General features: G+C 70.5%; 23 protein-coding genes and 1 tRNA gene. 11 read left to right on the top strand and 13 right to left on the bottom strand.

The features are described from left to right. The first annotated feature begins 142 nt into the window (after nucleotides 1–142). From E5082_RS26005 to glxA, 3 genes are all read left to right on the top strand, one after another. A tRNA-Lys gene (locus E5082_RS26005) sits at nucleotides 143–216 on the top strand. 367 nt (nucleotides 217–583) lie between these two features. Beyond that, nucleotides 584–2461, top strand: a complete 1878-nt coding sequence (locus tag E5082_RS26000; protein WP_135793681.1) for a glycosyltransferase family 2 protein — start codon at nucleotides 584–586, stop codon at nucleotides 2459–2461. Further along, nucleotides 2458–4392 carry a radical copper oxidase GlxA gene (gene glxA, locus E5082_RS25995; RefSeq protein WP_135793680.1) on the top strand — a complete coding sequence of 645 codons (1935 nt, stop codon included), beginning with the start codon at nucleotides 2458–2460 and terminating at the stop codon, nucleotides 4390–4392. Before E5082_RS26000 ends, glxA begins: the two co-directional genes overlap by 4 nt. A 12-nt stretch (nucleotides 4393–4404) precedes the next feature. Here the strand turns inward: glxA and E5082_RS25990 are convergent, their stop codons facing one another. The 6 genes from E5082_RS25990 to E5082_RS25965 all read right to left on the bottom strand — a co-directional run bounded on the left by E5082_RS25990 (nucleotide 4405) and on the right by E5082_RS25965 (nucleotide 10393). Continuing rightward, complete coding sequence (locus tag E5082_RS25990; protein WP_190045379.1) at nucleotides 4405–5391, bottom strand: glycoside hydrolase family 6 protein; 987 nt, start codon at nucleotides 5389–5391, stop codon at nucleotides 4405–4407. Between the two features lie 106 nt (nucleotides 5392–5497). Further along, nucleotides 5498–6151, bottom strand: a complete 654-nt coding sequence (locus tag E5082_RS25985) for a class F sortase (protein WP_135793678.1) — start codon at nucleotides 6149–6151, stop codon at nucleotides 5498–5500. Between the two features lie 12 nt (nucleotides 6152–6163). After that, the gene (locus E5082_RS25980; RefSeq protein ID WP_190045380.1) at nucleotides 6164–6763 is read right to left on the bottom strand and encodes a hypothetical protein; all 600 of its coding nucleotides are present in this window, start codon (nucleotides 6761–6763) and stop codon (nucleotides 6164–6166) included. 117 nt (nucleotides 6764–6880) lie between these two features. Continuing rightward, on the bottom strand, nucleotides 6881–7660 hold the full coding sequence (locus E5082_RS25975) for an HAD-IIA family hydrolase (RefSeq protein ID WP_135793677.1): 780 nt from the start codon (nucleotides 7658–7660) through the stop codon (nucleotides 6881–6883). Between the two features lie 126 nt (nucleotides 7661–7786). After that, nucleotides 7787–9082, bottom strand: a complete 1296-nt coding sequence (locus E5082_RS25970; RefSeq protein WP_135793676.1) for a hypothetical protein — start codon at nucleotides 9080–9082, stop codon at nucleotides 7787–7789. A gap of 186 nt (nucleotides 9083–9268) precedes the next feature. Then, on the bottom strand, nucleotides 9269–10393 hold the full coding sequence (locus tag E5082_RS25965) for an ROK family transcriptional regulator (protein WP_135793675.1): 1125 nt from the start codon (nucleotides 10391–10393) through the stop codon (nucleotides 9269–9271). Nucleotides 10394–10449: 56 nt separating this feature from the next. Between E5082_RS25965 and E5082_RS25960 the strand changes: the two genes are divergently transcribed. The 3 genes from E5082_RS25960 (at nucleotide 10450) to E5082_RS25950 (ending at nucleotide 12962) form a co-directional block, all read left to right on the top strand. Further along, nucleotides 10450–11523 carry a Gfo/Idh/MocA family protein gene (locus tag E5082_RS25960; protein ID WP_135793674.1) on the top strand — a complete coding sequence of 358 codons (1074 nt, stop codon included), beginning with the start codon at nucleotides 10450–10452 and terminating at the stop codon, nucleotides 11521–11523. Continuing rightward, nucleotides 11523–11999, top strand: a complete 477-nt coding sequence (locus E5082_RS25955) for a heme-degrading domain-containing protein (RefSeq protein ID WP_135793673.1) — start codon at nucleotides 11523–11525, stop codon at nucleotides 11997–11999. Before E5082_RS25960 ends, E5082_RS25955 begins: the two co-directional genes overlap by 1 nt. A gap of 81 nt (nucleotides 12000–12080) precedes the next feature. Continuing rightward, nucleotides 12081–12962: an LLM class F420-dependent oxidoreductase gene (locus tag E5082_RS25950; RefSeq protein ID WP_135793672.1), complete on the top strand. Its 882-nt coding sequence runs from the start codon at nucleotides 12081–12083 to the stop codon at nucleotides 12960–12962. Between the two features lie 29 nt (nucleotides 12963–12991). On the opposite strand, the gene yidC is transcribed toward E5082_RS25950, so the two are convergent. Together yidC and E5082_RS25940 are read right to left on the bottom strand one after the other, a co-directional pair. Beyond that, a complete protein-coding gene (gene yidC, locus E5082_RS25945) occupies nucleotides 12992–13687 on the bottom strand; it encodes a membrane protein insertase YidC (protein ID WP_135793671.1) in 696 nt (231 codons plus the stop codon). 103 nt (nucleotides 13688–13790) lie between these two features. Beyond that, nucleotides 13791–14114: a DUF6412 domain-containing protein gene (locus tag E5082_RS25940; RefSeq protein ID WP_135793783.1), complete on the bottom strand. Its 324-nt coding sequence runs from the start codon at nucleotides 14112–14114 to the stop codon at nucleotides 13791–13793. Between the two features lie 177 nt (nucleotides 14115–14291). Between E5082_RS25940 and E5082_RS25935 the strand changes: the two genes are divergently transcribed. The 3 genes from E5082_RS25935 to E5082_RS25925 all read left to right on the top strand — a co-directional run bounded on the left by E5082_RS25935 (nucleotide 14292) and on the right by E5082_RS25925 (nucleotide 17628). Continuing rightward, on the top strand, nucleotides 14292–15308 hold the full coding sequence (locus E5082_RS25935) for an SEC-C domain-containing protein (protein ID WP_135793670.1): 1017 nt from the start codon (nucleotides 14292–14294) through the stop codon (nucleotides 15306–15308). Nucleotides 15309–15425: 117 nt separating this feature from the next. Continuing rightward, on the top strand, nucleotides 15426–15881 hold the full coding sequence (locus E5082_RS25930; RefSeq protein WP_135793669.1) for a very short patch repair endonuclease: 456 nt from the start codon (nucleotides 15426–15428) through the stop codon (nucleotides 15879–15881). Nucleotides 15882–16260: 379 nt separating this feature from the next. Further along, entirely contained in the window at nucleotides 16261–17628 is a 1368-nt protein-coding gene (locus tag E5082_RS25925) for a DNA cytosine methyltransferase (protein WP_135793668.1), read from the top strand. Nucleotides 17629–17670: 42 nt separating this feature from the next. Here E5082_RS25925 and E5082_RS25920 read toward each other — a convergent pair whose 3' ends face one another. The 4 genes from E5082_RS25920 to E5082_RS25905 form a co-directional block, all read right to left on the bottom strand. After that, the gene (locus E5082_RS25920; RefSeq protein WP_135793667.1) at nucleotides 17671–18444 is read right to left on the bottom strand and encodes a protein NO VEIN domain-containing protein; all 774 of its coding nucleotides are present in this window, start codon (nucleotides 18442–18444) and stop codon (nucleotides 17671–17673) included. Then, a complete protein-coding gene (locus tag E5082_RS25915) occupies nucleotides 18431–20260 on the bottom strand; it encodes a DEAD/DEAH box helicase (protein ID WP_135793666.1) in 1830 nt (609 codons plus the stop codon). The genes E5082_RS25920 and E5082_RS25915 overlap by 14 nt, the downstream gene beginning before the upstream one ends. After that, nucleotides 20257–21672: a ParB N-terminal domain-containing protein gene (locus E5082_RS25910; protein WP_135793665.1), complete on the bottom strand. Its 1416-nt coding sequence runs from the start codon at nucleotides 21670–21672 to the stop codon at nucleotides 20257–20259. Before E5082_RS25910 ends, E5082_RS25915 begins: the two co-directional genes overlap by 4 nt. A gap of 88 nt (nucleotides 21673–21760) precedes the next feature. Beyond that, entirely contained in the window at nucleotides 21761–22441 is a 681-nt protein-coding gene (locus E5082_RS25905) for a hypothetical protein (protein ID WP_135793664.1), read from the bottom strand. Between the two features lie 236 nt (nucleotides 22442–22677). On the opposite strand from E5082_RS25905, the gene E5082_RS25900 reads away from it, so the two are divergent. Continuing rightward, nucleotides 22678–23505, top strand: coding sequence for a helix-turn-helix domain-containing protein (locus E5082_RS25900; RefSeq protein WP_135793663.1), 828 nt, complete (start codon nucleotides 22678–22680; stop codon nucleotides 23503–23505). Nucleotides 23506–23827: 322 nt separating this feature from the next. Here the strand turns inward: E5082_RS25900 and E5082_RS25895 are convergent, their stop codons facing one another. Continuing rightward, nucleotides 23828–24271, bottom strand: a complete 444-nt coding sequence (locus E5082_RS25895) for a DUF2267 domain-containing protein (protein ID WP_135793662.1) — start codon at nucleotides 24269–24271, stop codon at nucleotides 23828–23830. Between the two features lie 184 nt (nucleotides 24272–24455). On the opposite strand from E5082_RS25895, the gene E5082_RS25890 reads away from it, so the two are divergent. Further along, nucleotides 24456–24758, top strand: coding sequence for a hypothetical protein (locus tag E5082_RS25890; protein WP_135793661.1), 303 nt, complete (start codon nucleotides 24456–24458; stop codon nucleotides 24756–24758). Nucleotides 24759–25184 lie beyond the last annotated feature (426 nt).

Raw genomic sequence — 25184 nt, 5'->3', positions numbered from 1 at the left:
CGTTGATCAGTCTCACAACTGTCCGCGTGACGCGCATGTTGACGGTCCGAATGGTGCACACCCCCCGGCTCGGGCCCCGCCGGGCCCGCCTCAGGTGGTCAGGAGCACCCTGGCGGGTCCTGTAGAGTTTTCCCGTCAGCAGGCGCCGCTAGCTCAGTTGGTTAGAGCAGCTGACTCTTAATCAGCGGGTCCGGGGTTCGAGTCCCTGGCGGCGCACAGACAACAAGCAGGCCCCCCGTGCGAGCGGGGGGCCTGCTTGCGTTTCCTTGCACCGCAATGAACGGTTTTGACCGGTAAACAACAGGTTTCGCCTCTTGCGATCATGCTCATCGTCGTAGAACCCTGTTGTCCACGATGCCGTGGAAACACGGCAGTTGGGGGGAAGTACCGGTCGCGCACCGCGCCCAGGGGGGCCATCACGCGCCGCGACCGGAGCATCGCCGTTCCCTGCCCTGCTCACGGTGAGTCAGGGCGTGGTCACGGTCGCATGCCATGAAGTCGCCCGCGCCGGCCTGGGGAGGTCCGTCGCGGGCGGAAGGACTGACGAAACACGCGCCGACCCGCGCGTGTGGGGGGATGACTCATGACGGACGATCCGTCACGCACCACCAGACCCAGAGCCGTCGCGCACCGGCCCGGCCGGGCCGCGAGGAGCCTGCCGCGATACGACTACGAGCACTACAGCCGGCTCGCCGGCCCGCTCACCGAGCCGCCCGCCGACCGGCCGTACACGGTGCGCTACCGCTCGCTGCTCTCGCAGGAGCCGCACCGGATGCGGGCCGCGCTCATGCTGGGCGCCGCTCCGCTGCTCTCGCTCGTCCTGCTGAGCTGGCTGCTCCGGCCGGAGCACTGGACCGAGCGCGACTACCCGGCCTACGGCTTCCTGCCGGCGCTGGACACCCTGATGCTGGTCTCGATCGGCCTGATCGAGTTCTTCCGCTGTCTGAACGTGCTGTCCAACGCGCACGCCACCCTCGTCGCCCGCGACCCGGTGCCGGTGGTGCCCGAGGCCGGGACCCGCGTGGCCTTCCTGACCTCCTTCGTGCCCGGCAAGGAGCCGCTGGAGATGGTCACCCGGACCCTGGAGGCCGCCGTACGGCTGCGGCACCGGGGCCCGCTGCACGTCTGGCTGCTGGACGAGGGCGACGACCCGGCCGTCAAGGAGGTCTGCGCCCGGCTCGGCGTCCGCCACTTCAGCCGCAAGGGCGTGGCGAAGTGGAACCAGCCCTCGGGCCCGCACCGCGCGAAGACCAAGCACGGCAACTACAACGCCTGGCTGGACGCGCACGGCGACGCCTACGACTTCTTCGCCTCCGTCGACACCGACCACGTCCCGCTCCCCAACTACCTGGAGCGGATGCTGGGCTACTTCCGCGACCCGGACGTCGGCTTCGTCATCGGCCCGCAGGTGTACGGCAACTACGACACGTTCGTCACCAAGGCCGCCGAGTCGCAGCAGTTCCTCTTCCACGCCCTGATCCAGCGCGCCGGGAACCGCTACGGCGCCCCGATGTTCGTCGGCACCTCCAACGCGGTGCGGATCCGCGCGCTCAAGCAGATCGGCGGGCTGTACGACTCGATCACCGAGGACATGGCGACCGGCTTCGAGATGCACCGGGCGGCCAACCCGGCCACCGGCCGCAAGTGGCGGTCGGTCTACACCCCGGACGTGCTCGCGGTGGGCGAGGGCCCGAACGCCTGGACCGACTTCTTCACGCAGCAACTGCGCTGGTCGCGGGGGACGTACGAGACGATCCTCAAGCAGTACTGGAAGGGCTTCGCCACCCTGCCGCCGGGCAAGCTCTTCAACTACACGATGATGATCGTGTTCTACCCGATGTCCGCCCTCAACTGGATTCTGGCCGCCCTGAGTTGCGCGCTCTTCCTGGGTCTGGGCGCCTCGGGCGTGAACATCGACCCGACCGTCTGGCTGATGCTGTACGGCAACGCCTCCGCACTCCAGATCGGCCTGTATCTCTGGAACCGGCGGCACAACGTCTCCCCGCACGAGCCGGAGGGGTCCCGCGGGATCGCGGGCATGATGATGTCGGCGCTCTCCGCGCCGGTGTACGCCCGCTCGCTGCTGGACGCGGTACTGCGCCGCAGGAGCGGCTTCGTGGTGACCCCCAAGGGGGACTCGGCCAGCCCGGACACGCTGTTCGGGACGTTTCGCATCCACTGGTTCTTCATCGCGGTCTTCGCGGGCTCGCTGACCGCGGGCTTCGCGCTGGACCACGCCCACCCCGCGATGATCACCTGGGCGGTCTTCGCTCTGCTGATCACGGCTGCGCCGATCCTCGTGTGGGGGTGGTCGCTGCGGGGTGAGCGCCTGCCGGGCGCGGCCGCCGAGCCGGTACCGGAACCGCTGCCCGCGCCGCGTGTCCCGGCGCAGCGCACGGCCCGTGACAGCGAGCAGACCCTGCGGATCGCCGTCGGCGGGCTGGGGGGACGGGACGAATGAGGGACCTCACCGGCCGCCGCCGCGCCCGCCGACTGGGGACGGGTGCCGTGGTGGTCCTCGCGCTGGCCGGGATGAACGGCCCCTGGCTCTACCGCTTCGGCACCGAGCGGTACCACCAGTACGAGATCGACAAGCCGGAGTACAAGGCCGCCAACGGCCACTGGGAGATCGTGGAGTTCCCCGAGGAGTACCGCCAGGACACCATCCACGCGGCGCTGCTGCGGACCGGCAAGGTGCTGCTGGTGGCGGGGTCGGGCAACAAGCAGGAGAACTTCGACGCCAAGAAGTTCGACACCCGGCTCTGGGACCCGGTCAGGGGCACGGTCAAGAAGATCCCCACGCCCAAGGACCTCTTCTGCACCGGCCACACCCAACTGGCCGACGGCCGTCTGCTGATCGCGGGCGGAACCAAGCGGTACGAGAAGCTCAAGGGCGATGTCACCAAGGCGGGCGGCCTGATGATCGTCCACAACGAGAACCCGGACCGCCCCGTCACACTGCCCGCCGGCACCCGGTTCACCGGGCGGAGCAACGGCCGCACCTTCGTCTCCAAGGACCCGGTCCTCGTCCCGCGCGCAAGCAAGGTCTTCGACCGCGCCGGCCGCTTCCTGCGCAACGACCCCGGCCTCGGCCGGATCTACGTCGAGGCCCAGCGCAGCGGCACGAGGTACGAGACCGGCACCCAGGACAACTACCGGGTGCGCGGGCTCACCGGCGCCGAGGCGCGCAACACGTACGGCATCGCGCAGAAGCTCGCGCTCGACAAGAAGGACTTCCAGGGCATCCGCGACGCCTTCGAGTTCGATCCGGTGGCCGAGCGGTACATCAAGGTCGACCCGATGAACGAGGCCCGCTGGTACCCGACGCTCACCACGCTGTCGGACGGCAAGGTCCTCAGCGTCTCCGGGCTGGACGACATCGGGCAGTTGGTGCCGGGCAAGAACGAGGTGTTCGACCCGGCGACGAAGAAGTGGGCGTACACGCCGAAAGTCCGGCAGTTCCCGACCTACCCGGCGCTGTTCCTGATGCAGAACGGCAAGGTCTTCTACTCGGGCTCCAACGCGGGGTACGGGCCCGACGACGTGGGCCGGAAGCCGGGCGTCTGGGACGTGGGCACGAATCGGTTCACCGAGCTGCCGGGGATGAGCGATCCCGACCGGCTGGAGACCTCCGGCACCGTGCTGTTGCCTCCGGCGCAGGACGAGCGGTATCTGGTGATCGGCGGGGGCGGGGTGGGCGAGTCCGCGCTGGCCAGCAGGAAGACCCGGCTGATCGACCTCGGGGCACCCGAACCACGGTTCGTGGACGGGCCCTCACTGGAGAAGGGGACCCGGTATCCCCAGGCCTCGGTGCTGCCCGACGACACCGTGCTGGTGTCGGGGGGCTCGGAGGACTACCGGGGGCGGGGTGACTCGGACATCCTCCAGGCGCGGATCTACCACCCGGACAGCGGCCGTTTCACTCGGGTCGCCGATCCGCTGGTGGGACGGGACTATCACTCCGGCTCCGTCCTGCTGCCGGACGGGCGGGTGATGTTCTTCGGCTCCGACCCGCTGTACGGGGACCGGGCGAACACCCGGCCGGGGAGCTTCGAGCAGCGGATCGAGATCTATACGCCGCCTTATCTGTACCGGGGATCGCGGCCGTCGCTGGGCGCGGGGCCCGAGCGGATCGTGCGGGGCGGGTCGGGGACGTTCGTCTCCCCGCACGCTTCGAGCATCCGGAAGGTGCGGTTGATCCGGCCGAGTGCGGCCACACATGTGACGGATGTCGATCAGCGGTCCATCGCGTTGGGGTTCAGTGTGGCCGGGGACCGGGTGACGGTGCGGGTGCCGGCCAACCGGAATCTGGTGCAGGCGGGGTGGTACATGCTGTTCGTGGACGACGACCAGGGGACGCCTTCCAAGGCCCGGTGGGTGCGGGTCCCGTAGTCCCCTGGTCCTCTAGTCCTCGGTCAGCTTCAGGGCGTACTCCGGCCACCAGGCTCCCGCCTTCGGGCCTCCTCGGCATTCGCCGTCCGACTCTCCCGGGCGTTTGACCCACAGGTAGGCGTCGACCAGGGGGTCCGCTGTCCTGGTGGTCGGGGGGTCGCCCAGGGCCCGGCCCGGTGGGTTGCACCAGCGTTCCCCGGGGGCGCCCCGGGTGTAGGGGCCGTTGCCGTTGCGGCTGGTGTCGATGACGAAGTGTTTGCCGCCCACCTTGGCCGAGAGGCGTTTGCCGTAGGTGACGGAGTCCGCGGTGGAGTAGAAGTTGGAGACGTTGACGGCGAAGCCGTCGGCGTCCTCCACTCCCGCCGACTTCAGCGGAGCGTGGATCTGGCCGGGGTGACCCCAGCCCGCGTTGCCCGCGTCCAGGTAGACCCTGGTGTGCTTCAGGGCCGCGAGTCTGGTGACCGCGCCCCGCAGGAGGTCGTAGCGCTCCTCCTGGAACTTTTTCGGGGTGCAGCCGTCCACCAGGTGGAGCAGGGCGTCGGGCTCGAGGACGACGGTGGCGGCGCGGTCGCCGATGCCGCGCACGACCCCGTCGACCCAGGCCCGGTACGCGGCCCCGTCGGCCGCGCCCCCTTGCGAGTACTGGCCGCAGTCGCGGTGCGGGATGTTGTAGAGGACCAGCAGGGCGGTACGGCCGGACTTGGCGGCGGCCTCGGTGTACCCGCGCGCCTCCCCCTCCGGGTTCTCCGGGCCGAGCCACTCCCCCACCGGCTGCTCGGCGATCCGCCGTATCCGCGCGGCCTCGGCCCTCCGGCCGGCCTTCTCGTAGGCGGCGACCTGGCGGGCGGCGTTGCCGTCGGGGTTGACCCAGTAGGGGTTCCCCGGCCCCCGGTTACCGGCCGGCGTTCCCCCGGCGCCGTCCCCCGATGAACACCCGGCCGTCAGCAGTGCCGCCCCCAGCAGCACCACGGACGCGCGGGTCCCCCATTTCCCGTCCATGCGTTTCCCCCCTGGGCGCATTCGCTCCGGAGGGCCAATCGTGGCATACCGGCCGTGCCGGACATGGCCAGACGTGGAAGCCACCGCCTTTGATTGCCAGGGCTGTTCAGGCCCCCGTACCGGTGAGGTACGCGGAGACGACGACATTGGCCGTGTAGGCGCGGGTGGTGCGGTCGTAGGTGCCGCCGCAGGTGATCAGGCGGAGTTCGGCGCGGCCGGGGTGGCGGGTGCCGTAGGCGCGGGCGGCGTCGAAGTGATCGGCGGGGAGCACCTCGACGTCGTCGATGGTGAACCGGGCGACCTTGCCGTCCGCGCGGACCACCCGGACGGTCTCGCCGGGTTCGAGGGTACTGAGCCGGTAGAAGACGGCGGGCCGGGTCTTGGTGTCGACGTGGCCGACCAGCAGCGCGGTGCCGTCCGCGCCGGGTGCGGTGCCGGCGCCGTACCAGCCGACCACCGCCGGCTGGTCGAAGGGCGGCGGGTCGATGCCGCCCCGGCTGTCCAGCCCACGCTTCACCACCGGTGCCTGGATGGCGAGTTGGGGGATGTCGACGCGCTGCGGGGCGGAGTCGGGCAGTGGGGTCGCGGGGGCGGGCAGGGTGATGCCGTCGAGTCCGGCGATGTCACCGTGCGTGGTGCCGGCCGGGCTGTGCGGCAGCCCGGTCACGTCACGGCCCCAGAGCCAGAGTCCGAGCAGCAGCACGGCCCAGGCCACGGCCGTGACCATCCGGCCGGTGGCGCGTCCCTGCTCCTCGGCCATCCCGGCGCCCGCTCAGCCGTCGTTCCGGCTCCGGCGGGACCGGAGCGCCCCGACCGTGACCGCCGTACAGCCGGCGAGGGCCAGCCCGGTCAGTGCCTGAGCCGCGCCGGGTCCTGAGCCGGTGGGAGCCACGGTGGCGAACAGGGTGCTGGTGTCCGCCCCGGAGGCCGTACCGCCGCCCCCCGCGAGGACCGGGGCGACCGGGGAGAGGCCGGTGACCGGTCCCGAGCCGGAGTCGGCGTCGGGACGGGTGCCCGGCCCGGCCGCGTCGACGCTGATCCTGCTGGTGAACGAATAGTCGGCGCAGGTGATCCGCACGTCGTACGTACCTGCCTTGAGGGAGGTGCGCACCCGGGTCTCCCCGGACAGGTCGCCCTGGCCGCCGGTCAGCCGGGCGTCCGAGACGAACGCGCTGGAGACCGCCGTGCCCTGCGAGGCCGTGCAGCCGCGTACCCGCAGCGACACGTCGGTGCCGGGCAGCGGGACCGCCGGGGCCACGGTGAGCCCGCCGGCGCCGTGCGTGCCGCCGCCGTCCGCCGCGTGGGCGACCGCCGGGGTGAACGCGGTGGCGGCGATGATTCCGGAACAGAGAGTGAGGCGAAGTGAGCCCATCGTGAACCTCCAGATAGTGGGAGGTTCCCCCGTCCGGTGCGCACCCGCATCCGGACAGGGCGTCCGATTGCTCCGTACGGGTGGGGCCGGGCTTGAGATGCTCGGTATCGTCCCGGCTCAGACGAGGTCCACGAGGTCCGCGATGGAGTCGACGACCTTGGACGGGCGGAACGGGTAGCGGTCGATCTCGGCCGCCTGGGTGACGCCGGTGAGCACCAGGAAGGTCCGCATGCCGGCCTCCAGTCCCGCGAGTACGTCGGTGTCCATGCGGTCACCGATCATCGCGGAGGTCTCGGAGTGGGCGCCGAGCACATTGAGGCCGGCCCGCATCATCAGCGGGTTGGGCTTGCCGATGAAGTACGGCTTCTTCTTCGTCGCGGCGGTGATCAGCGCGGCGACCGAGCCGGTGGCGGGCAGCGCGCCCTCGGTGGAGGGGCCGACGTTGTCCGGGTTGGTGGCGATGAACCTCGCGCCGTTGTTGATCAGCCGGACCGCCTTGGTCATGGCCTCGAAGCTGTACGTCCGGGTCTCCCCCAGGATCACGAAGTCCGGATCGTGGTCGGTGAGGATGTAGCCGACGTCGTGCAGCGCGGTGGTCAGCCCGGCCTCACCGATGACGTACGCGCTGCCGCCGGGCCGCTGCTCGTTCACGAACTGGGCGGTGGCCATCGCGGACGTCCAGATGTTCTCCACCGGCACGTCGAGGCCCAGCCGCTTCAGCCGGGCGTGCAGGTCCCTGGCCGTGTAGATGGAGTTGTTCGTCAGCACCAGGAACGGCCGCTCGGCCTCCCGGAGCTTCTTCAGGAACGCGTCGGCGCCCGGAATGGGCACTCCCTCATGGATCAGAACGCCGTCCATGTCGGTGAGCCATGACTCGATGGGCCTGCGGTCTGCCATGCGTACGTCCTCCAGCGAGTGTCTGCCGACGGCTGAGAGGTCCAGGGTAGTGAGGCGGGAGGGGTTGCGGGGGCGGGGGACGGGGTGTCGGGCGAGGTGGAGGGCTCGGGGGGGCGGCGGCAGGCGTCACCGGCGTTTGCGGGTCAGGGCCAGCGCGGTGGCGCCCAGGAGGATGAGGAGGGCGGCCACGGCTGCGAGCAGGGCTCGGGGAAGAGGGCTGCCGGTGTGGGCGAGTTCGGGGAGGTCGGGGTCGTCGGGGTCCTCTGGGTCGTCGGGGTCGTCCGGGTTCTCGGCGTCGTACGAGGCGGGCGGGGAGGGGTCGGCGGGGGCGGGGGTGTCCGGGGCGTAGGGGTCTTCGGGGGCCGGGGTGACGCCTGCCTCCGTGGTGTCGGGAGCTCGGGAGGGGCTGACCGGGATGCTGTCGGGGTCTGTCGGGTCGGGGGTCTCGCCGGGTTCGTCGGTGCTCACCGGCCGGCCGGGCGCCTCGGTGTCCCCCGCGCGGCCGGATTCATCAGTGCCCACCGGACGACCGCCTTCGTCGGTACCCACCGGGCGTCCGGCTTTGTCGGTGCCCGTCGGACGAGCGGGGTTCTCGGTACCCACCGGGCGACCGGCTTCATCGGTACCCACCGGGCGACCGGCTTCGTCGGTACCCACGGGGCGAGCGGGGTCCTCGGTGCCCACTGGGCGACCGGCTTCGTCGGTGCCCGTCGGACGAGCGGGGTCCTGGGTACCCACCGGGCGGCCCGCCGCGTCCGTGGCTGTCGGACCGGTGGGCCGGCTCGGGCGGGTCGGCGGGGCGGAGCCCTTCGTGCGGGCAGGGTCCGGCTCCTCGCCGTCGATGTCGAAGACGTAGTCCTCGGACTCCCCCACCCACTCCCCGTCCTGCCCCCGCCGCTGGACCAGCGCGGCCTTGACGGTGACGTGGTCGGCGTACGCCTCGGAGGTGATCATCAGGCGGAGCCTGACGGTGACCGTCTTGCCGGGGGCCACGGTGTACCCGGCGAAACCGTCGGCCCCGACCACGCCGACCAGCTCCTGGTGATCGGTGCTCTCCAGCCGGACGGGGCGCCGCCTGCGTCCGTCGTAGAAATCGAGTTTGGCCTGCGACGGCCGCAGAAGACGCTCGTCGTCGACGAGGACCACCACCGGATGGACACCCGCGCACGTCTGCGCCCCGGTGTTGACGAGGTCGATGTACCAGGTGCCGGGCGCCCCACCGGCCCGGTAGGTGTCGGGGCCGCCGTGGATGCGGGTGCCGAGCGGGAAGGACCCGTCGTCCCCCGCCGCACAGGGCGCGACGGCTGCCGCGGACGGCACGGGAGCGAGCGCGGTGACCGCGACCAGACAGAGCGAGGCGGGCACGGAGGCGCACGTGGAGCAGCGGGGCAGGGACAACGACAGGGCCGAGGACAATCGCATGAACACATGAACATGCCGGGCCCCCGTCCCCGACCCACGCGCCACTCCGGCCCCACCCCCAGCTCCGCCCGATCGGTGGACCCACGCTGAGCCAACCGGCAGGCTCGCGCCCGCACGCACCAGCCCCCGCCCGGACCGTCCGGAAGGCGCCGCGGCCCGGAGCCGGCCTGACCCGGAAGCCGGCCCCTATCCCCCAGCCCGCCCGAACACCGGCGCCAGCAGCAACTGCCCCGCCCCCACGGCCACCACCCGCTCCCCGCCCGGCGCCAGCCGTACCGGCACCGCGTCCCCGAGCATCCCCTCGCGCCGGGCCCGCGCCGCGAGTATCCCGGCGACCCCCTCGACGTACTCCCCCGGCGCCGCGGCGACCGTCCGCCCGCCGAGCAGCACCCGGTCGATGTCCAGCAGCCCGGCGAGATTCCCGGCCCCCACCCCGAGCACGCGCGCCGCTTCCCCCGTCTCGCCGCGCCCGACAGCCGCCAGGCACAGCGCCTCCAGGCATCCCCGGTCCCCGCACTCGCACGGCGGCCCGTCGAGCTGGATCACCTGGTGCCCGAACTCACCGGCCCCGGTATGCGCCCCCCGGTGCACGCTCCCGCCGATCACCAGGCCCGCGCCGAGGCCCGTACCGAGGTGCAGGTAGGCGAACGACCCGCCCTCGCCCCCCGCCGCAAGACCGAGCGCCGCCGCGTTGGTGTCCTTGTCGACCACCACCGGCACCCCGAGCCGCCCGGCGAGCGCGTCCCGCAGCGCGAACCCCTCCCACTCCGGGAACCCGGTCACCCGGTGCAGCACCCCGCCGACGTGGTCCAGCGGGCCGGGCAGCGCGACCCCGACCCCGAGCAGCGTCCCGGCGTCCGCGAGCCCCTCGCCGCCCAGCACCTCGGTGACCAGCGCCGTCACCTCGTCCACGACCAGCGCGAGCACCGTCTCCGCCCCGCCGCCGAGGCCGGTGTCACCGCGCCGCTCGCCCACCACGGTGCCGTTGAGATCGAGCAGCACCACCCGCAGCTCGTCCCGGTCCAGGTGCACGCCCACCGCGTGCCCGGCCTCGGGGACCAGGCGCAGCACGGTGCGCGGCTTGCCACCGGTGGAGGCCCGGCGTCCGGCCTCGGCGGCGAAGCCGTCCTCCCGCAGCCGCGCGGTGATTTTGCTGACGGCCTGCGGGGTGAGCCCCGTGCGCTCGGCGAGTTCCAGCCTGCTGATGCCCTCCGCCCCGGCGCCGCGCAGCAGATCGAGCACGAGTGCGGTGTTGTGCGACCGCACCGCGAGCAGATTCGCCCCCGCCGGATTGCTCCTCGTCCTGTTCACGGGTCCATTCTCCCCGCCGCTTGCACTTTGGCAACAGCGTTGCGAAAGTAGGAGTCATGACTGGTACACCCCTCCGCGTCGGCCTGATCGGCTACGGCCTCGCCGGCTCCGTCTTCCACGCCCCGCTGATCGCCGCCACGGACGGCCTCGTCCTGGACACGGTCGTCACCTCGAACCCCGAGCGCCAGGAGCAGGCCCGCGCCGAGTTCCCGGACGTCCGCGTCGCCGCCACCCCGGACGAGCTGTTCGAGCGCGCCGGTGAGCTGGACCTGATCGTCATCGCGTCCCCGAACAAGACGCACGTGCCCCTCGCCACCACCGCCCTCAAGGCCGGCCTGCCGGTCGTGGTGGACAAGCCGATCTCCGGCACCGCCGCCGAGGCCCGCGAACTGGCCGCCCTCGCCGACGAGCACGGGGTGCTGCTCTCCGTCTTCCAGAACCGCCGCTGGGACAACGACTTCCTCACCCTGCGCAAGCTGCTGGCCGACGGCGCGCTGGGCGACGTCTGGCGCTTCGAGTCCCGCTTCGAGCGCTGGCGCCCGCAGCCCAAGGGCGGCTGGCGCGAGTCCGGCGACCCGGCGGAGATCGGCGGCCTGCTCTACGACCTCGGCAGCCACGTCGTCGACCAGGCCATCACCCTGTTCGGCCCGGTCACCGAGGTGTACGCCGAGGCGGTCGTCCGCCGTGACGGCGCCGAGACGGACGACGACACCTTCCTCGCCCTGACCCACGCGAACGGCGTCCGCTCGCACCTGTACGTCTCCGCGACCACCGCCCAGCTCGGCCCCCGCTTCCGGGTGCTCGGCTCGCGCGCCGGTTTCGTGAAGTACGGCCTGGACCCGCAGGAGGCGGCGCTGCGCGACGGCGCCCGCCCCGGCACCGACGCCGCGTGGGGCGTCGAGGAGGAGTCGCTCTGGGGCCGCCTGGGCGCCGGCGAGTCCCCAGTCACCGGCGGCGGCACCGCCGTGGAGACCCTGCCCGGCGACTACCCCGCCTACTACGCGGCCGTGGCCGCAGCCGTCCGGGGCACCGGCCCGAACCCGGTGACCGCGCTGGAGGCCGCCGAGACCCTCGACGTACTGGAGGCGGCCCGCCGCTCCGCCCGCGACAAGGTGACGGTGACCCTCTGATGACGCAAGCGCAGAACACCCCGAGCGTGGCGGATCTGGAGGCGCAGGAACAGCGCCTGGTCTTCCGTACCTTCACCCACGACGACGCCTGGGCGCTGGGCTCCCTCCTGGTCGAACTGGGCCGGGAGCGGCAGGCGCCGATCGCCGTCGACATCCACCGCGCGGGCCAGCAGCTCTTCCACGCGGCGCTGCCCGGCTCGACCCCGGACAACGACGCCTGGATCGCCCGCAAGCGCCGGGTGGTGGAGCGGTACGGCTCCGCCTCCTACCTGGTCGGCTCACGTTTCCGCGCCAAGGGCACCACCTTCGAGGACTCGTCCCGCCTCGACCCCGACCGCTACGCGGCGCACGGCGGTTCCTTCCCGATCACCGTGGAAGGCGTGGGCGTCATCGGCTCGGTGACCGTCTCCGGTCTGCCCCAGATCGAGGACCACCGGCTGGTCGTCGAGGCGCTGGAGCGGTTCCTGAAGGTGTGACACCCGCGCGGCTCCCTCCGGTCGGGCCTGTCGTGCACGACGATCGTTCGTGCACGACATCCAGCCGGAGGGAAAGAACCGATGAGCGACTCGACGAGCGGGAGCATCTCCAAGGCGGAGATCGGCCGGTACGGCGTATGGAGCCTCGGCCTGCGCAACGAGGACCCGGGCCGGCGCGGTGAGATCGGCGAGGCGGCGGCCGAACTTCAGGAACTCGGCTACGGCACCGCCTGGCTCGGCGGCTCCAGCGCACCCGTCAACGCCCTGCCCCTGTTGGAGAAGACCGACCGGCTGATCGTCGCCACCAGCATCCAGAGCATCTGGCAGCACGACGCCCGCGAGAGCGCGGCCGGTTACGCCGAGGTGGAGGCCGCGCACCCCGGCCGCTTCCTGCTCGGTCTGGGCGTGAGCCACGCCAGGCTGACCGAGCAGTACCGGCGGCCGTACTCGGCGCTGGTGGAGTACCTGGACGAGCTGGACGCGGCCGGTGTCCCGGCCGGGCGGCGCGTCCTGGCCGCGCTCGGACCGAAGACCGTACGGCTGGCGGGCGAGCGTTCGCTGGGGGCGATCCCGTATCTCGTCACCCCCGAGCACACCGCGCGGGCCCGCGAGATCCTCGGCCAGGAGCCGCTGCTGGCGCCGGAGTTCGCGGTCGTACTGGAATCCGACCCGGCCCGTGCCCGCGAACTGGCCCGCGGCCACCTGGACATGTATCTCCAGCTCCCCAACTACACCACCAACTTCCAGCGGCTCGGCTTCACCGAGGACGACCTGCGCGACGGCGGCAGCGACCGGCTGATCGACGCGCTGTACGCCTGGGGCGACGACGACACCATCCGCGGGAAGGTGAACGCCTTCCTCGAGGCGGGCGCCGATCACGTCGCCCTCCAGGTCGTGCAGGAGGGCTCTCCCGACGACCTGCACCGCGCGGCCTGGCGGAAGCTGGCGGGCATCCTCCTCTGACCCTGCCGGCCGGCCGTATCCCTGGCCGCTCACGACAGCATCGCCCGCTCCACCGCGCTCCAGGTGGTGCTGGTGACGACGTAGAGCGCGGCGGCCAGGGGGACGACGGCGACGGTCACCAGGGTGAGGAAGGACAGGAACGGGGCCACCTTGCCGACCGCGGCCTGACCGGGCACGTCACCTGCCTGTACGGGGTTCTCGGCCGCCGCACGCCTGGCGCGCCGGAAGTTGACCGTGGCGACGGCCGCGACGACGGCGAAGAGGGCCAGGTAGACGAGGTCGGGCCCGCCGAAGATCCCGCCACCGAGAGCATCGGCCCAGCGGCCGGCGAGCGGGGCGGCGAGGAGGTCGTGGTCGAGGAGGGTGTTGCGGCCGTCGCCGATCGTGGCGTTGGAGAACAGGTGGTACAGCAGGAAGAACGCGGGGAGTTGGAGCAGGCCGGGCAGCAGGCCGGAGAACGGGGAGACCTTCGCCTCGGTGTGCAGCTCCAGCACCGCCCGCTGGAGCCGCTCGGGATCGCGGGCGTGCTTCGCGCGCAGCTCGGTGATCCTGGGCTGGAGCGCGGTGCGGGCCCGCTGCCCCCGGGCGGCGGCGCGGGCGAGGGGGTGGGTGGCCAGCCGGACCAGCGCGGTGAACAGGACGATCGCGGCGGCGGTCGCGGAGGCATGGAAGAACGGCTGCAGCAGGTCGGCGAGTTGCTCGACCAGGTGGGCGAAGACAGACATGGGGAACCCTCCGTACGGGGTGGCGTCATGCGGGATGCGGCCGGGAAGCGGCCGATGGCAGGACGACCCGCGCGGGCGGGGCGGAGAGAGGGGTGGTGCGGCCCTACGCGCAGGTCGTCGGCAGGACCCGGCCGGGCGCCCGTGGCCTGCGGCGCCCCCTCGCGTCGGGGTCGCGCTGCGCCAGGAACGCCGTACGGCGGGCCCTGTCGCGTATCGCGGTGCGGACGCGCGTCGGCGCGACGGCGGGGACGCGGCGGGCGGTGAGGACCGAGCAGAGGGCGAGGGCGGTGCCGGCGGCGGTGGTCGCGGCGAGCGCGACGGCGGTGCTCAGACCGCCGGAGCCGAGCAGGGCGGCCTGGAGCAGCAGGAGTTGGACCAGGACGAGCAGCGGCAGCAGGGCGCGCGCGACGGCGGAACGACTGTGCACCACCGACGACACCCCCCTTCTGTCCCCTTGCCCCCATGGCTACGGGCTGTACAGGCCCGTTCACCCCGTACAACGCCCGGTGTTCCGGCCCGGTTCCCGATCTTCGCCGCGAGTTGGAGAAATCTCCTCGTCGGGCGCCCTCCTCCGCTGTCACCCCTCGGCAGTACGGTGTCATGCATGCGCCCCGACACGCCTGCCGAGAACGTCGACCACACCGCCGAAGCGGCACGCCTGGAGCGGACCGCCGGCCTGTACCCCGAGGACGCGGAGGCCCTGCTGCTGCGCGCCGCGGCCCACCTCGAACTGTCCGGCGCCCGCCCCGCGGCGACCGCGCTCTACGACCGGCTGCTGTTCTCGGCCGGCCCGCTGGAGCATCCGCAGCTCGTCCGCGCCCTGAAGGCGGCGAACCTGTGGGAGTACGGCCACGAGGCCGAGGCGCGCGCGATCATCGACGGCATCCGCACGGCCGCTCCGCGGGACGCGGCGCCGTGGGTGATCGTCGCGGAGGCGCTGGAGTCGCACGACGAACTGGAGGCGGCGCACGAGACGTTCCACGAGGGCGCGGTCGTGCTGCTGACGGACGCGCCGGAGCCGCCGTACGCCACCCACCCGCTCCTCTTCGGCCGCCACCGGGTCCGCCGCATGCTGGGCCTCCCGCACGACACCTGGGACGCCCTCGCCGACACCCTCCACACCTCCCCGGTCTCCCTGGACGAACTCCACGACCCCAAGCGCGTCTGGTCCCTCGGCTCGGAGAACCCGGCGGAACTCGAAGCCGAGATCTCCCGCCTCCGAGCGGAACTGTCCACGGCCCGCGAGGCTCTCTCCCGCCCGTATCCGGTGGCGGTCCTGCACTGGCCGTCCTCGGAGCTGACGGAACTGGTGACGGCGTACCCGACCCTGGAGTCGGAGTACACGTCCCATGCCCACCACCTCGCGACCATAGAGACGTCCCTCCGCGAACTGGCCGCCTCCGGCACCCCGAACCTCGGCATCGTCACGGGCACGGTCCCGTCGTACGAGGCCTTCGCGGCCTCGGAGGGCGCGTCTCCGGCGGACCCCGCCCTGCTCCCCGAGTACGCGACGACACTGGCGGCGCGGGGACTGGCGGTGGCTTGGCCGCCGCAGCGGGGGGCTGGGTGTTGGTGCGGGAGTGGGCGGGAGTACGGGGAGTGCCACGGAGACGGCCGGTGACCCAGCCCCCGTTAGCCGCGCGGACACGTGGGCATCCGGCAGTGATAGACGCATAACGTGGCTAGTACTCGGCGGAAAGCGGGGTCAGCGCCGAGTACGCGCCGCAGGAGTCACGAAATGAACGATCCACAGCCCTGGACCCCACCGGAGGGATCCTGGGCGTCATCAGCCGCGAGACGCCGCAACATGCAGGCCATCCGCAGCCGGGACACCAAACCAGAGCGCCTGGTGCGGCGGCTGGTGCATGCCAATGGCCTGCGTTACCGGGTGGCAGCACGCCCGCTGCCTGACCTTCGCCGGTCGGCGGACATGGTCTTCCGGCCGACGAAGGTCGCCGTATTCATTGACGGATGCTACTGGCACGGCTGCCCTATTCACTACGTGTCACCAAAGACCAACCCGGGGTACTGGTCTGAAAAAGTCGCACGGAACATTGCCCGCGACCGGGATACCGACAAGCAGCTCGAGGCCGCGGGGTGGCTGGTCCTCCGGTTCTGGGAACACACCCCCGCCGAAGAAACCGCAGCTGCGATTATCCGCCAGGTCGCTGACCGGCGTAAGCCTTCCTTGTGACGCGGGTGAACACAGCATGGGGGCAATGCTTTCCCATGGCCGAAAACATCCCTTACTTAACGGAATGCAGACGTTGCCGCACAGGCAGCAGAATCCGCCCAGCGGAGCCAGCCCTCCGGAGGGCGATCACGGCAAGGTACTGCTTGAAAACCGGTCAGTCCGCCCGCGCCGGACGCGTGGGGCGACTGGGATGCCAGCATCCCAGCGGGGCGCCGTAGACTTCGTAAACCCGTCCGGCCGGCTGTCCCGGTCAGCCGCCGCCGCTGCAGAGCGACGGCTACTGTGCTGCCTCAAGGCAGTCGGATGCACGCTGTGAACATGCGGCCGACCCCTGCGGCCCCCGCGCTGGCCCCGCCTGCGCGTCTGGAAGGAGATCGGAATGTCAGCGCCGGAGGGCACTCAGCCACTCGAAGTTGTCGAAATCTGCGCCGGCGCTGGCGGCCAGACGCTCGGCCTGGAGCGGGCTGGCTTCCGTCACCGCCTCGCTGTGGAACTCGACAAGCATGCCGCCGCGACGCTGAAGCACAATCTGGTGAAGTTCCTCGGCTACAGCGAGGACGAGGTCGAGCGCACGGTACGGGTCGGAGACGTAGCGGATCGCAAGGTCTGGCAGCCAGAGAAGTATCCGGACATCGACTTGCTGGCAGGGGGTGTCCCGTGCCCGCCCTTCAGCATTGCCGGCAAGCAGCTGGGCGCCAATGACGAGCGTGATCTTTTCGCCTGGGCGGTAGAGCTCTGCGGGAAAATCCGGCCGAAGGCACTCCTCCTTGAGAACGTGAAGGGGCTGAGCGCCAACCGGTTCGCCGGCTACCGCCAGCACGTACTCGACAAGCTGCGCGAGTACGGCTACATCGGCGAGTGGAAACTTCTGCAGGCCAACGAGTTCGGCGTATCCCAGCTCCGCCCGCGCTTCGTTCTCATCGCCCTCCGGCCCGAGTACGCCAAGTATTTCCGGTGGCCGGAGCCGCACGCCAAGGAAGCCCGGACGGTAGGGAAACTCCTTGAAGACCTCATGGGCAGCAACGGCTGGGAGAAGGATCAGGTCGAGAAGTGGGTCAAGAAGGCCAGCAGGATTGCTCCCACCATCGTTGGCGGCTCGAAGAAGCATGGCGGTGCCGATCTCGGCCCGACCCGCGCTAAGCGTGCGTGGGCCGAGCTCGGGGTGGACGCGATGGGTGTGCGTGACACCCCGCCGGAGAAGGGCTGGCGGCCCGCGGACGGCGTCCCAGGCCCCAAGCTCACTACCGCCATGGTGGCCCGCATCCAAGGCTGGGACGATATCCGGCCCGTCGCGACTGACGGTTCCGAGGAGATCAAGGACTTCCACTGGGAGTTTCCCGGCCGCAAGACCGCTGTATACCGCCAGATCGGAAACGCCTTCCCTCCTCCCGTCGCGAAGGCGCTGGGGGACTCGATCCGGGATGCGATCCGGCAGGTCGGCGAGGAGCGGGTCCTCCTGGAGGCGACCGACGCGGTCCTGGACCCGGTATACAAGCTGCTCCGCGGTGAGCTCCGGGCACTGACGGTCGACCAGATCATCGACAGGCTGGCCAAGCAGGGCACACACATGGACCTGCCTGGTGTCGAGCGCCACCTCAATCACCTCAGCCATGACTTCGAGCTGACCACTGAAACGCGGTCCAACGGAGCCACGGCGTACCGCATTGGGGAGTTCAAAGCGTTCACCGGCCAGGAGGATCACACCCGGCACGAACGCTTCGCGCAGCACCGCGCCAAGATCAGCTGACTTCCAGGCAGCGCAGCCGCCATAACCCGCGGCTGCGCTGAGTCACACTGGCGAAGCTGACGGCGCCCGCGACAGTCCCCAGACGGGCAGGGACGGCGCGATCGCCTCAGGAACCAGCCGCTGGCCGCTGGTATGCAGAATGCCTGGCAGTACCGCGTAATCCGGGATGCTGAAACGCGCCGACTCCCACTCCACGCGGCGGTCCCGGTCCTCCGGAGCCGCTGTGCTGAGCCAGTCACGGCTGACTGTCACAACATTCAGCGCACCGCCATCCGCGCCGACCAGGACAGCCGCGAGCAGCCAGTCCGGATCGCTGCGCATCACGTCGTACTCATGCCGCGTCAGGTGAATGACCAGGCGGGTCGGGTCGGTTGTCGCCTTGACTTCAATGTGTCCAGCCGTTCCGTCCCCCAGCTCCGTGTGAACGTCGTATCCGTACGCGTCGGAGAGCGCGGCCACATGAACGACGCGGGCCGCACCGCTCAGTTCCAGCAGCCGGACCACGGCACGCTCTCCAGCCGTTCCTGTCTCCCTGCGGGCAGCCTCCAACGCGGGGGTCCACTGGGCCGGCGCTCCGTCCAAGGCGGCTTCTCCATCACGCTGTTCATGCCCGCAAGCCCTGATCAGCGAGCGGCCGTCAGACGTGACGAGGCCTCGGCTGAGCAGCCAGGCCAGGCCGTCCGCGTACTGGACCGGCGTGAGATCCGAGTAATCGGGGTGGTGTGTGAAGAGCGAACGCACCCGAGGGATATCGGCCACCGCGAGGTACTCGATCCAGCGCCGCGCGGCACGCCGGGTACCTTCACCTGGCGCCATGTGTATCAATGTGCTTCAGCAGTGCCCGGACGTCGGCCATGTCCATCCCCGCTGCGAGGGCCGGTTCCTCCTCAAGGTCTCCCAGCTGCTGCACCGAGGGGTCGTCCAGAATCTGCCCCATGAACGCGAGCTTGTCCTCCAGCCGGTGGGCCACCACCTCATCAATCGTGGCTTCGGCGGCTAGTACCGTGACGCGCGTCTCCGTGTCAGGGGCGAGACCGAGCCGGTGAATACGGTCGAGGCTCTGCAGGAAGCGCCCTGCCATGAAGTCACGGTCGACATAGACAGCGTCGTGGCAGACGTGATGGAGACTGATGCCCTCGCCGAGGGTGGCCGGGTTCGACAGCAGCACGTGACAGTCAGGGTCGTCACGGAACCGCTGGATCTGCTCCTCCCGGTCAGGCGTGCCGCCATGTACGACAGCGGGCTGATAGGCGGAGAAGAGCCTCTCCATCGTTGTCAGGCTGCGCACGAATGTCGACCAGACCAGGGTCTTCTGGCCCATCGCGGCGTTCTCGGCGACGATACTGAGCACTTCCTTGTACTTGGGCGACAGTTCGTAGCTGGGCAGCCGGTGCAGCAGGGAGTACAGCGAATCAGACTCGGGTACAGCGAGCGGCGGGACCAGATACGAGAGCGGCGAGTGCCGGCTCTCTCCCTCCGCCAGGAGAGCCGGACTGGTGGCTGCCATGAGCAGACGCAAAGTCGCCTTGCCGAGCGCGTCGAAGTCCGAGCGGCCCGCCTCGGCCCGCGCGGTGAAGTTGCCGATCAGCGCGTCGTACAACTCACGGTGCAGTCCGGGCAGCTGGACATAACGAACGCGCGTCTCGAAGGGGGGCAGGCCGAGTTCGTTCTTGGTAGTGCGTGTGAACATCGGCCGCAGCACGGTGCTGGCGTAGGCGAGATCGCCGCCCGCCACTGCCTGGGTCACCACTCGGCGCCCGTGGCCCGGCCAGACGAAGGACAGCAGGTTCTCCAGGTCCCGGGCGCCGTTCGGAGCGGGCGTGCCGGTCAGGATGAGACGCCGTCGGGCGAGTGGCCCCAGCGCCATACAGGCACTGCCGTATTTCCCCCGGGCTCCCAGTTTCATCCGGTGCGCCTCGTCCAGGATGAGCACCGCGGGAGCGGCACGGAGCCATGAGGCGAGGGCGTTCAGGGAACGGTCGAGGCGCTCATAGTTGACGATGAGCACATCCGTGCCCGGATCCGGGGCCCCGTCCATGACGCGGACAGTCAGGGGCTCCTTGAAACACGTCTCGCCCTCGAACTGCCAGGACTCGTAAGCCGACTTAGGGCTCACCACGAGAAGCCGGCGGACATCGCCTCTCGCGCGCATCGCCGCGAACACCGCCAGCCCGACGCGCGTCTTGCCGGCTCCGGGCACCGAGAAGTTCGCACCATGCTGCATGGACAGCAGGTGAGCGATGTCCCGGCGCTGGAAGTCCGTGAGTTCGGCGCACCAGTCCAGGCCGAGGTGCTGGGTTACCTCATCTGGTGTGACGACGCCAGCGGTGTCCGGATTGCCGAGGAGTTCCTCTGCCCGGTCCGCGTCATCGAGCACTTCACCGACAAGCGTGGCGAGATCCTGGTCCCACTCAACCGAATCGGCGTGCGGCCACGCGGTGAGAGCGTCCAGTCCCGTCAGGAAGTCGTCGAGGTCAACCTCCACAGCCAGCGAGGTCCGCTGCCCGCCCGCCGGAAAGCGGATGGACATCTTTGAGAAGTCGCTTTCCAGCCCCGGGGCCGCCCTCAGCACCGCCCGGGTACGGGTGGCGTCGAAGGCGACCCGCAGGGTCGGCTCCGTGCCCGTGGTCATGCGCCCTCCTGGCGCACCGCGTCCAGAAGCCATGAGACGCCGTCTCCAGGCGCCTTGATACTCCGCTGAGTCGCGATCGCCAGCTTCGTCAGCGACTTCCGCAGGGCGAGCACCGCCTCATCGAATGCTTCCTCGTCAAGGCTGTTGGATGCCTTGGCGAGAGTCAGGTCAGTAACGCACTGTTCGATGTCCTGGCACGCGTCAGTGATCCGGTCGGGAGCAGCCTGCTTGCGCTTCCGTACCCGGGCGTCCTTGCCCGCGGGTTCCAGCGCGGCCTCCACCGCCTCCTTAACCATCGAGAACGCCTTCGCCGCAGTCGTCCCGCGCTCCGTGAGCTTCCCGTCCTCGGCGGCTCCAACCGCCTTCGCCTTCAGAACAGTGTCCGTAAGGGCTTTGGCCTCGGCCACCTTCGGCGCCGCAGATCTCACCGTCCGGTTGAGCCCCGGGATGGACACAGCCGCCGTAACGGGCGCCTCTGGCTTCAGCGACGCGGGCAGCTTCTGATCCAGGTACCGCGCCCGGAAGTCCGGCTCGATGAGACGGACGTCCGTCTTGGAGAATCCCAGAACGATCGCGGCGAGACGATTCTCCTTCAGCAGCTCCGCGTTTTCACGGTTGACCGCGACTTCCTTGACGTAACGGCGATGCAGTTCCCGGAGCTTCTCCTGATGCTGCTCGAAGTCCAGAAGGCGCAGTTGCGCGTCTGCGTCTCTGGACCGGTCGATGAGGTCACGCAGGCACGAGAGGATCCACAAGTCCTGCTCACAGGTCGAGGGCCGGATCCGGAACTCACGGGCGATGTCGGCCACACTGCGGCCGAGCAGGTGCTGCTCCTCGATGGCAAGCAACCGGTTGATGTACGAGTAGTCACGGCGCTGGTCCGGACGGAGCTGAAGCGAGAGCTCGACCGCGTTGATGTCATCCCAGGTGCAGGACTCAGGCAGTACTCCCACCCGGATGTTCGCGACACCCAGCTCCTTGAGCGCCGCTCTGCGGGTGTTGCCGTTGACGAGGATCCCGTCACGCGTGATGAGACCGGGCTCGTTCTGCCGGTAATCACGCAGACTGTCCGCGAGATTTTCGAACTCAGGGTCCTTCTTCGTCGGATCGGCCGGCAGGGCCATGAGGAGGATGTGCAGGTAGTCCTGGCTCTCGGGGCTCCACGGGTCCTCGTCCAGCCGCAGGTCCTGCACCGGATCGTGGCTGCGCTGAGCCCGGATGCGGTGGGTGCCGGGGTTGTAGTAGAGGGAGTCCACCGGCATGTCGATGACCTCGACGTGCAGCGGCTTGGTACGCCACTCCACGGTCAGGGTTTCACGGAGGCCACCAGCGCCGGCTGCTTCTTTCAGTCGCTGCTCGACCAGTGTCTGGTTCTGCCGTGCCAGCGGCGGCCGGCCGAAGTCCTTGCTCACGAAAGCCTTCTTCTGCGGAAGTGTCTGTCAGGTCCTGCCGGTGAGGCCGGCTCTGGGCCGGCCTCACCGGAAAGTGCGGTGCTGAGTCTCAGTCGCCGGACGAGAGCGCCTTACGGATGCTCGTCCGCGATTCCTCGGGGAGCGTGCGGTATTCCGCCCAGATCTGCTCCACCCTGCTGAACTCGCGCTTGTCCTGGTCGATCCAGTCCGCGAGCATCCTGCGCTCCAGACCGCTGAGTTCCTTGACGCCGGCCAGCACCGTTCCCGGGTCCGCCGTCAGGCCGCGCCCCCCGACCCGGCACCTGTTGCACTCGGCGACGAGTTCGACAGCCTCGCCGCCGCCCGGCCGCCGTACCACCCGGCGCGCGATGTCCAGCTGCGCGGATTCGTACGTGCCGGCGTAGTTCTCCCCCGGGGCGATACCGCAAGAGCGGCAGAAGTGACCGTCCCGCGCGAGGACTTCGCGGCGCTGGGTCTGAGTGATCGTCGTGCTGGGCCGCGTCCCCTTGCCCGGCTCCCACACCGGCACTCCCTGCCGGACGAAGCGCTGCTCGTGCTGGCCGAGGGAAGCGTCCTCCCGGTTGGTGTCGATCTGCCAGCCGTAGTCGCGCAGATCCCGGACCCGGCGATCGGCCTGGCTGACGCCCGGAAAGACCGCCTTGACGTCTTCCTTGGTGAAGACGTTGCCCTCCCCCACCACAGTCACGAGCCAGAGCGCCGCGCGCTTCATCGTGCCGAGCCTGGTGTCCTCGTACGACGGAAGAGTCATTCACGTTCCCCTTACGCAAGTTCCCCGAAAGCCGGTGTCAGCCAGACGGCGGAGGAAGTCCGCAGCATGTCCCCGGCGGTGGTCCACTCTCACCCGGTCACGGTCCAGAAATCCAGGGCTGCGAGACCTTCACGGCGAACGCGTACGTCACATCCTTCACGGAATCTTCAAGGCTGGTGTCTCATCGCTCACAATGGGAGCGCGTCTGGCGTGGGGCCGCGGAGGAGGGGACGGGTGTGACCGGCAGAACACAGAGGTGGAGAGAGATCCCGAGCGAACGCTCTCCCGCTCTCGGCAAGTTCGTGACCGCGATGCGTGATCTGAAGGACTGCACCCCGCTGACTCAGGAGAGAGTCGCCGACGCCTCCGGGCTGGCGGCGAGCACGTACTCCAGCTACCTCAACGGTGCGAGGCTGCCGAAAGAAAAGGACATCCGGGCGATCTACGCCGTCATCTCGGAGGATGTCCGGCTGCGCAGCGAGACTTTGACGAGCTCGCTTGACGAACTGATCGCGCTGCGCGGGCGCGCGTCACTTTGCATGTCGTGCCCTCAGCGTGGTGGAGGGACCCCGCTTCCCGGCCCCGGGTCACCCTCTGCGGAGGCACCCGCTTCTGAGCGGGGTCGGCCGGCTCCCCGGTTTGTTCGCCGACTGGCGCGAAAGCGCGTGCACATTCACGGCAGCCGACGGCGCACGGCTGCCATGCCGCCGCGTACTGAGGTGCCGGTCCCCCCGGCCGAGGGGGACCGGCACCTGACAGCGGCCGCGAGTCCCGCACTCTCCACCGAACTAGCGCTGCTTCACCGCCATCAGACGGCAGGGCGCGTTCGCGACACTTACATGCTGGTGTGGGACAGGGCTCGGAAGATCACTCCGGAGGCTCTTCCGGAGGTGCTCGCCGCGTACAGAGCGTCCGGGCTGGAAGAAGCGGCTGAGGCCCTGCTGCGAACCGTCGTCGTCGAGCGTGACGTAAAGGCCGTACTCAACATCGTGGCCGCGCTCCATGACGGCCATCAGTACGCGGACGCGCAGACCATACTGGCAGCCGCGCGTACTGACCGCTGAGAGCGGCCCCGCCGGCTCAGACCGGTTCGCGCAGACCATGCCGGAAGTGCGGGGTCGCCTCCTAACGCACCTGGCGACGCATCCACCTAAGCGGGCGTCACTTGCTCGTTCGGCTCTCGCGTACCGAGACCGTCTCCCGGCTCGACCTTGCACTTCGGCAGGAACACGGAGGTGCTCTCCCGCGCCCAGTACAAGGCCATTCCACGGGGCGGGAAGGCTTCGGTACGACGACCCCTTGGTCACCGTCCCTCTGGGCAAGGCGATTGCCGCGTCCATACACGCGTATCTGCGCGGCTGAACAAACGCGCTCGCGCCGAGGGCTCTACGCCGCCGTCCCCATCAACTCCGCCAGTCCGAACAGCAGGGCGTAGCCCGGTGGGAGTTGGGAGATCAGGCGGGCGGTCGCCGGGGTGCCCGCGCGCTCGGCGAGGACGTTCAGGACCGAGCTGACATGCCACCGGGCCGTCGCGGGGGTCGCGCCCTCGATGCGGGTCGCCATGGACTCGACGAACTCCCGTGCCGTGGGCTGGAAGCTCTCGGGGGTTTGGGACAAGAGCGCCTCGCACGCCTCCGGGGGCAGGACCTCCGCGAAGGCCGCGCGCGAGTCACCCCTCAGCACGCCGCCGAAGCCGGACAGGACGATACGGGTGACCTGTTCGGCCTCCGCCGCCGTCGGATACCGGCCCGTCTCGCGAACGGCCTCCACCAGGTCGGTCCAGTCGGAGACCGTCATGGGGGATCTCGGCTGCATGGTCGTCACGGTCATCGTGGGGGCTCCTCTTCCGGGACGTCGGGACAGCGAAGCTCGGATGCCCCGTGATCGCGGGGGCATGGGGGAGGTTTTCGGCCACTTCGGGGAGGGTGGCCCGGTCGGCGGGTGCTCCGTGCCGCGCGTTAGCCTCGGCGGCAGGCATGCCGAACACGGCATACGGGACGACAGGAGACAAGTCATGGCCAAGGTTCCTGGCGCGGTGGTCGCCGCCACCGGGCTCGTCGGTGGGTACGGCGTCGCTCGTTGGACCAAGAAGCGGCCGCTCGGCGGGGTCGTGCTGGCCGCCGCCGGGGCCGTTGCCGCCCGCGAGTGGAACGCCCGGGCCGGGGCTCCTACGGCCGCCGCGCTCACCGGTGCGTACGTGGCCGGCTTCGCCGGCTCCCACCCCCTCGCCAAGAAGGTCGGCGCCTGGCCGTCCGTCCTCGGCGTGGCCGGCGCCGTCGCCCTCGCCTCCTGGGCCTTCGCGGACCGCCGGAACTGAACACCAGGGCGTCAGTACTGTCGCTCTGCTCGGCCCCGGCCGACCGTCGAGACCCGGACCCCGCGAGGCCGGCGCCGCCCACTCGGCCCTGGCCGACCGCCGGGGCGGAGCACGACGGGACCGGTGCTGTCGCCCAGCTCAGGCCGGCCAACCGCCGGGGCCACCCGCGAAGGAGCCGGTGCCGGCGCCCTGGTCGGCCCTCCTCGGCCGCCAGGGCTGAAAACCAGGGGCCCCGGTGCTGCCGACCCGCTCGTCGCCGGCCGCCAAGGCGGAATCCCGCGAGGCCGGCGCCGGCGTCCTCTCCACCCGGGCGCTCACCGACCCGCCGGAACTGAGCACCACGGGACCGCCGCTACCGCCCCGATCCGCCCGGGCCGACCGCCGGGGCCGACACCGAAGGCCGGTGCCCTCGCCCCGGCGCTCGCC

The organism is Streptomyces griseoluteus (assembly GCF_004784465.1).
In the GTDB taxonomy this organism is placed as follows: Bacteria; Actinomycetota; Actinomycetes; order Streptomycetales; family Streptomycetaceae; genus Streptomyces; species Streptomyces griseoluteus.
Note: the sequence above shows the minus strand (reverse complement) of the source record. Positions and strands in the feature narration are given on the sequence as shown.

Coding starts and splice junctions, on each gene's coding strand:
- E5082_RS26000 (WP_135793681.1), top strand. CDS start 584: ATGACGGACGATCCGTCACGCACCACCAGACCCAGAGCCGTCGCGCAC.
- glxA (WP_135793680.1), top strand. CDS start 2,458: ATGAGGGACCTCACCGGCCGCCGCCGCGCCCGCCGACTGGGGACGGGT.
- E5082_RS25990 (WP_190045379.1), bottom strand. CDS start 5,391: ATGGACGGGAAATGGGGGACCCGCGCGTCCGTGGTGCTGCTGGGGGCG.
- E5082_RS25985 (WP_135793678.1), bottom strand. CDS start 6,151: ATGGCCGAGGAGCAGGGACGCGCCACCGGCCGGATGGTCACGGCCGTG.
- E5082_RS25980 (WP_190045380.1), bottom strand. CDS start 6,763: ATGGGCTCACTTCGCCTCACTCTCTGTTCCGGAATCATCGCCGCCACC.
- E5082_RS25975 (WP_135793677.1), bottom strand. CDS start 7,660: ATGGCAGACCGCAGGCCCATCGAGTCATGGCTCACCGACATGGACGGC.
- E5082_RS25970 (WP_135793676.1), bottom strand. CDS start 9,082: ATGCGATTGTCCTCGGCCCTGTCGTTGTCCCTGCCCCGCTGCTCCACG.
- E5082_RS25960 (WP_135793674.1), top strand. CDS start 10,450: ATGACTGGTACACCCCTCCGCGTCGGCCTGATCGGCTACGGCCTCGCC.
- E5082_RS25955 (WP_135793673.1), top strand. CDS start 11,523: ATGACGCAAGCGCAGAACACCCCGAGCGTGGCGGATCTGGAGGCGCAG.
- E5082_RS25950 (WP_135793672.1), top strand. CDS start 12,081: ATGAGCGACTCGACGAGCGGGAGCATCTCCAAGGCGGAGATCGGCCGG.
- yidC (WP_135793671.1), bottom strand. CDS start 13,687: ATGTCTGTCTTCGCCCACCTGGTCGAGCAACTCGCCGACCTGCTGCAG.
- E5082_RS25935 (WP_135793670.1), top strand. CDS start 14,292: ATGCGCCCCGACACGCCTGCCGAGAACGTCGACCACACCGCCGAAGCG.
- E5082_RS25930 (WP_135793669.1), top strand. CDS start 15,426: ATGAACGATCCACAGCCCTGGACCCCACCGGAGGGATCCTGGGCGTCA.
- E5082_RS25925 (WP_135793668.1), top strand. CDS start 16,261: ATGTCAGCGCCGGAGGGCACTCAGCCACTCGAAGTTGTCGAAATCTGC.
- E5082_RS25920 (WP_135793667.1), bottom strand. CDS start 18,444: ATGGCGCCAGGTGAAGGTACCCGGCGTGCCGCGCGGCGCTGGATCGAG.
- E5082_RS25915 (WP_135793666.1), bottom strand. CDS start 20,260: ATGACCACGGGCACGGAGCCGACCCTGCGGGTCGCCTTCGACGCCACC.
- E5082_RS25905 (WP_135793664.1), bottom strand. CDS start 22,441: ATGACTCTTCCGTCGTACGAGGACACCAGGCTCGGCACGATGAAGCGC.
- E5082_RS25895 (WP_135793662.1), bottom strand. CDS start 24,271: ATGACCGTGACGACCATGCAGCCGAGATCCCCCATGACGGTCTCCGAC.
- E5082_RS25890 (WP_135793661.1), top strand. CDS start 24,456: ATGGCCAAGGTTCCTGGCGCGGTGGTCGCCGCCACCGGGCTCGTCGGT.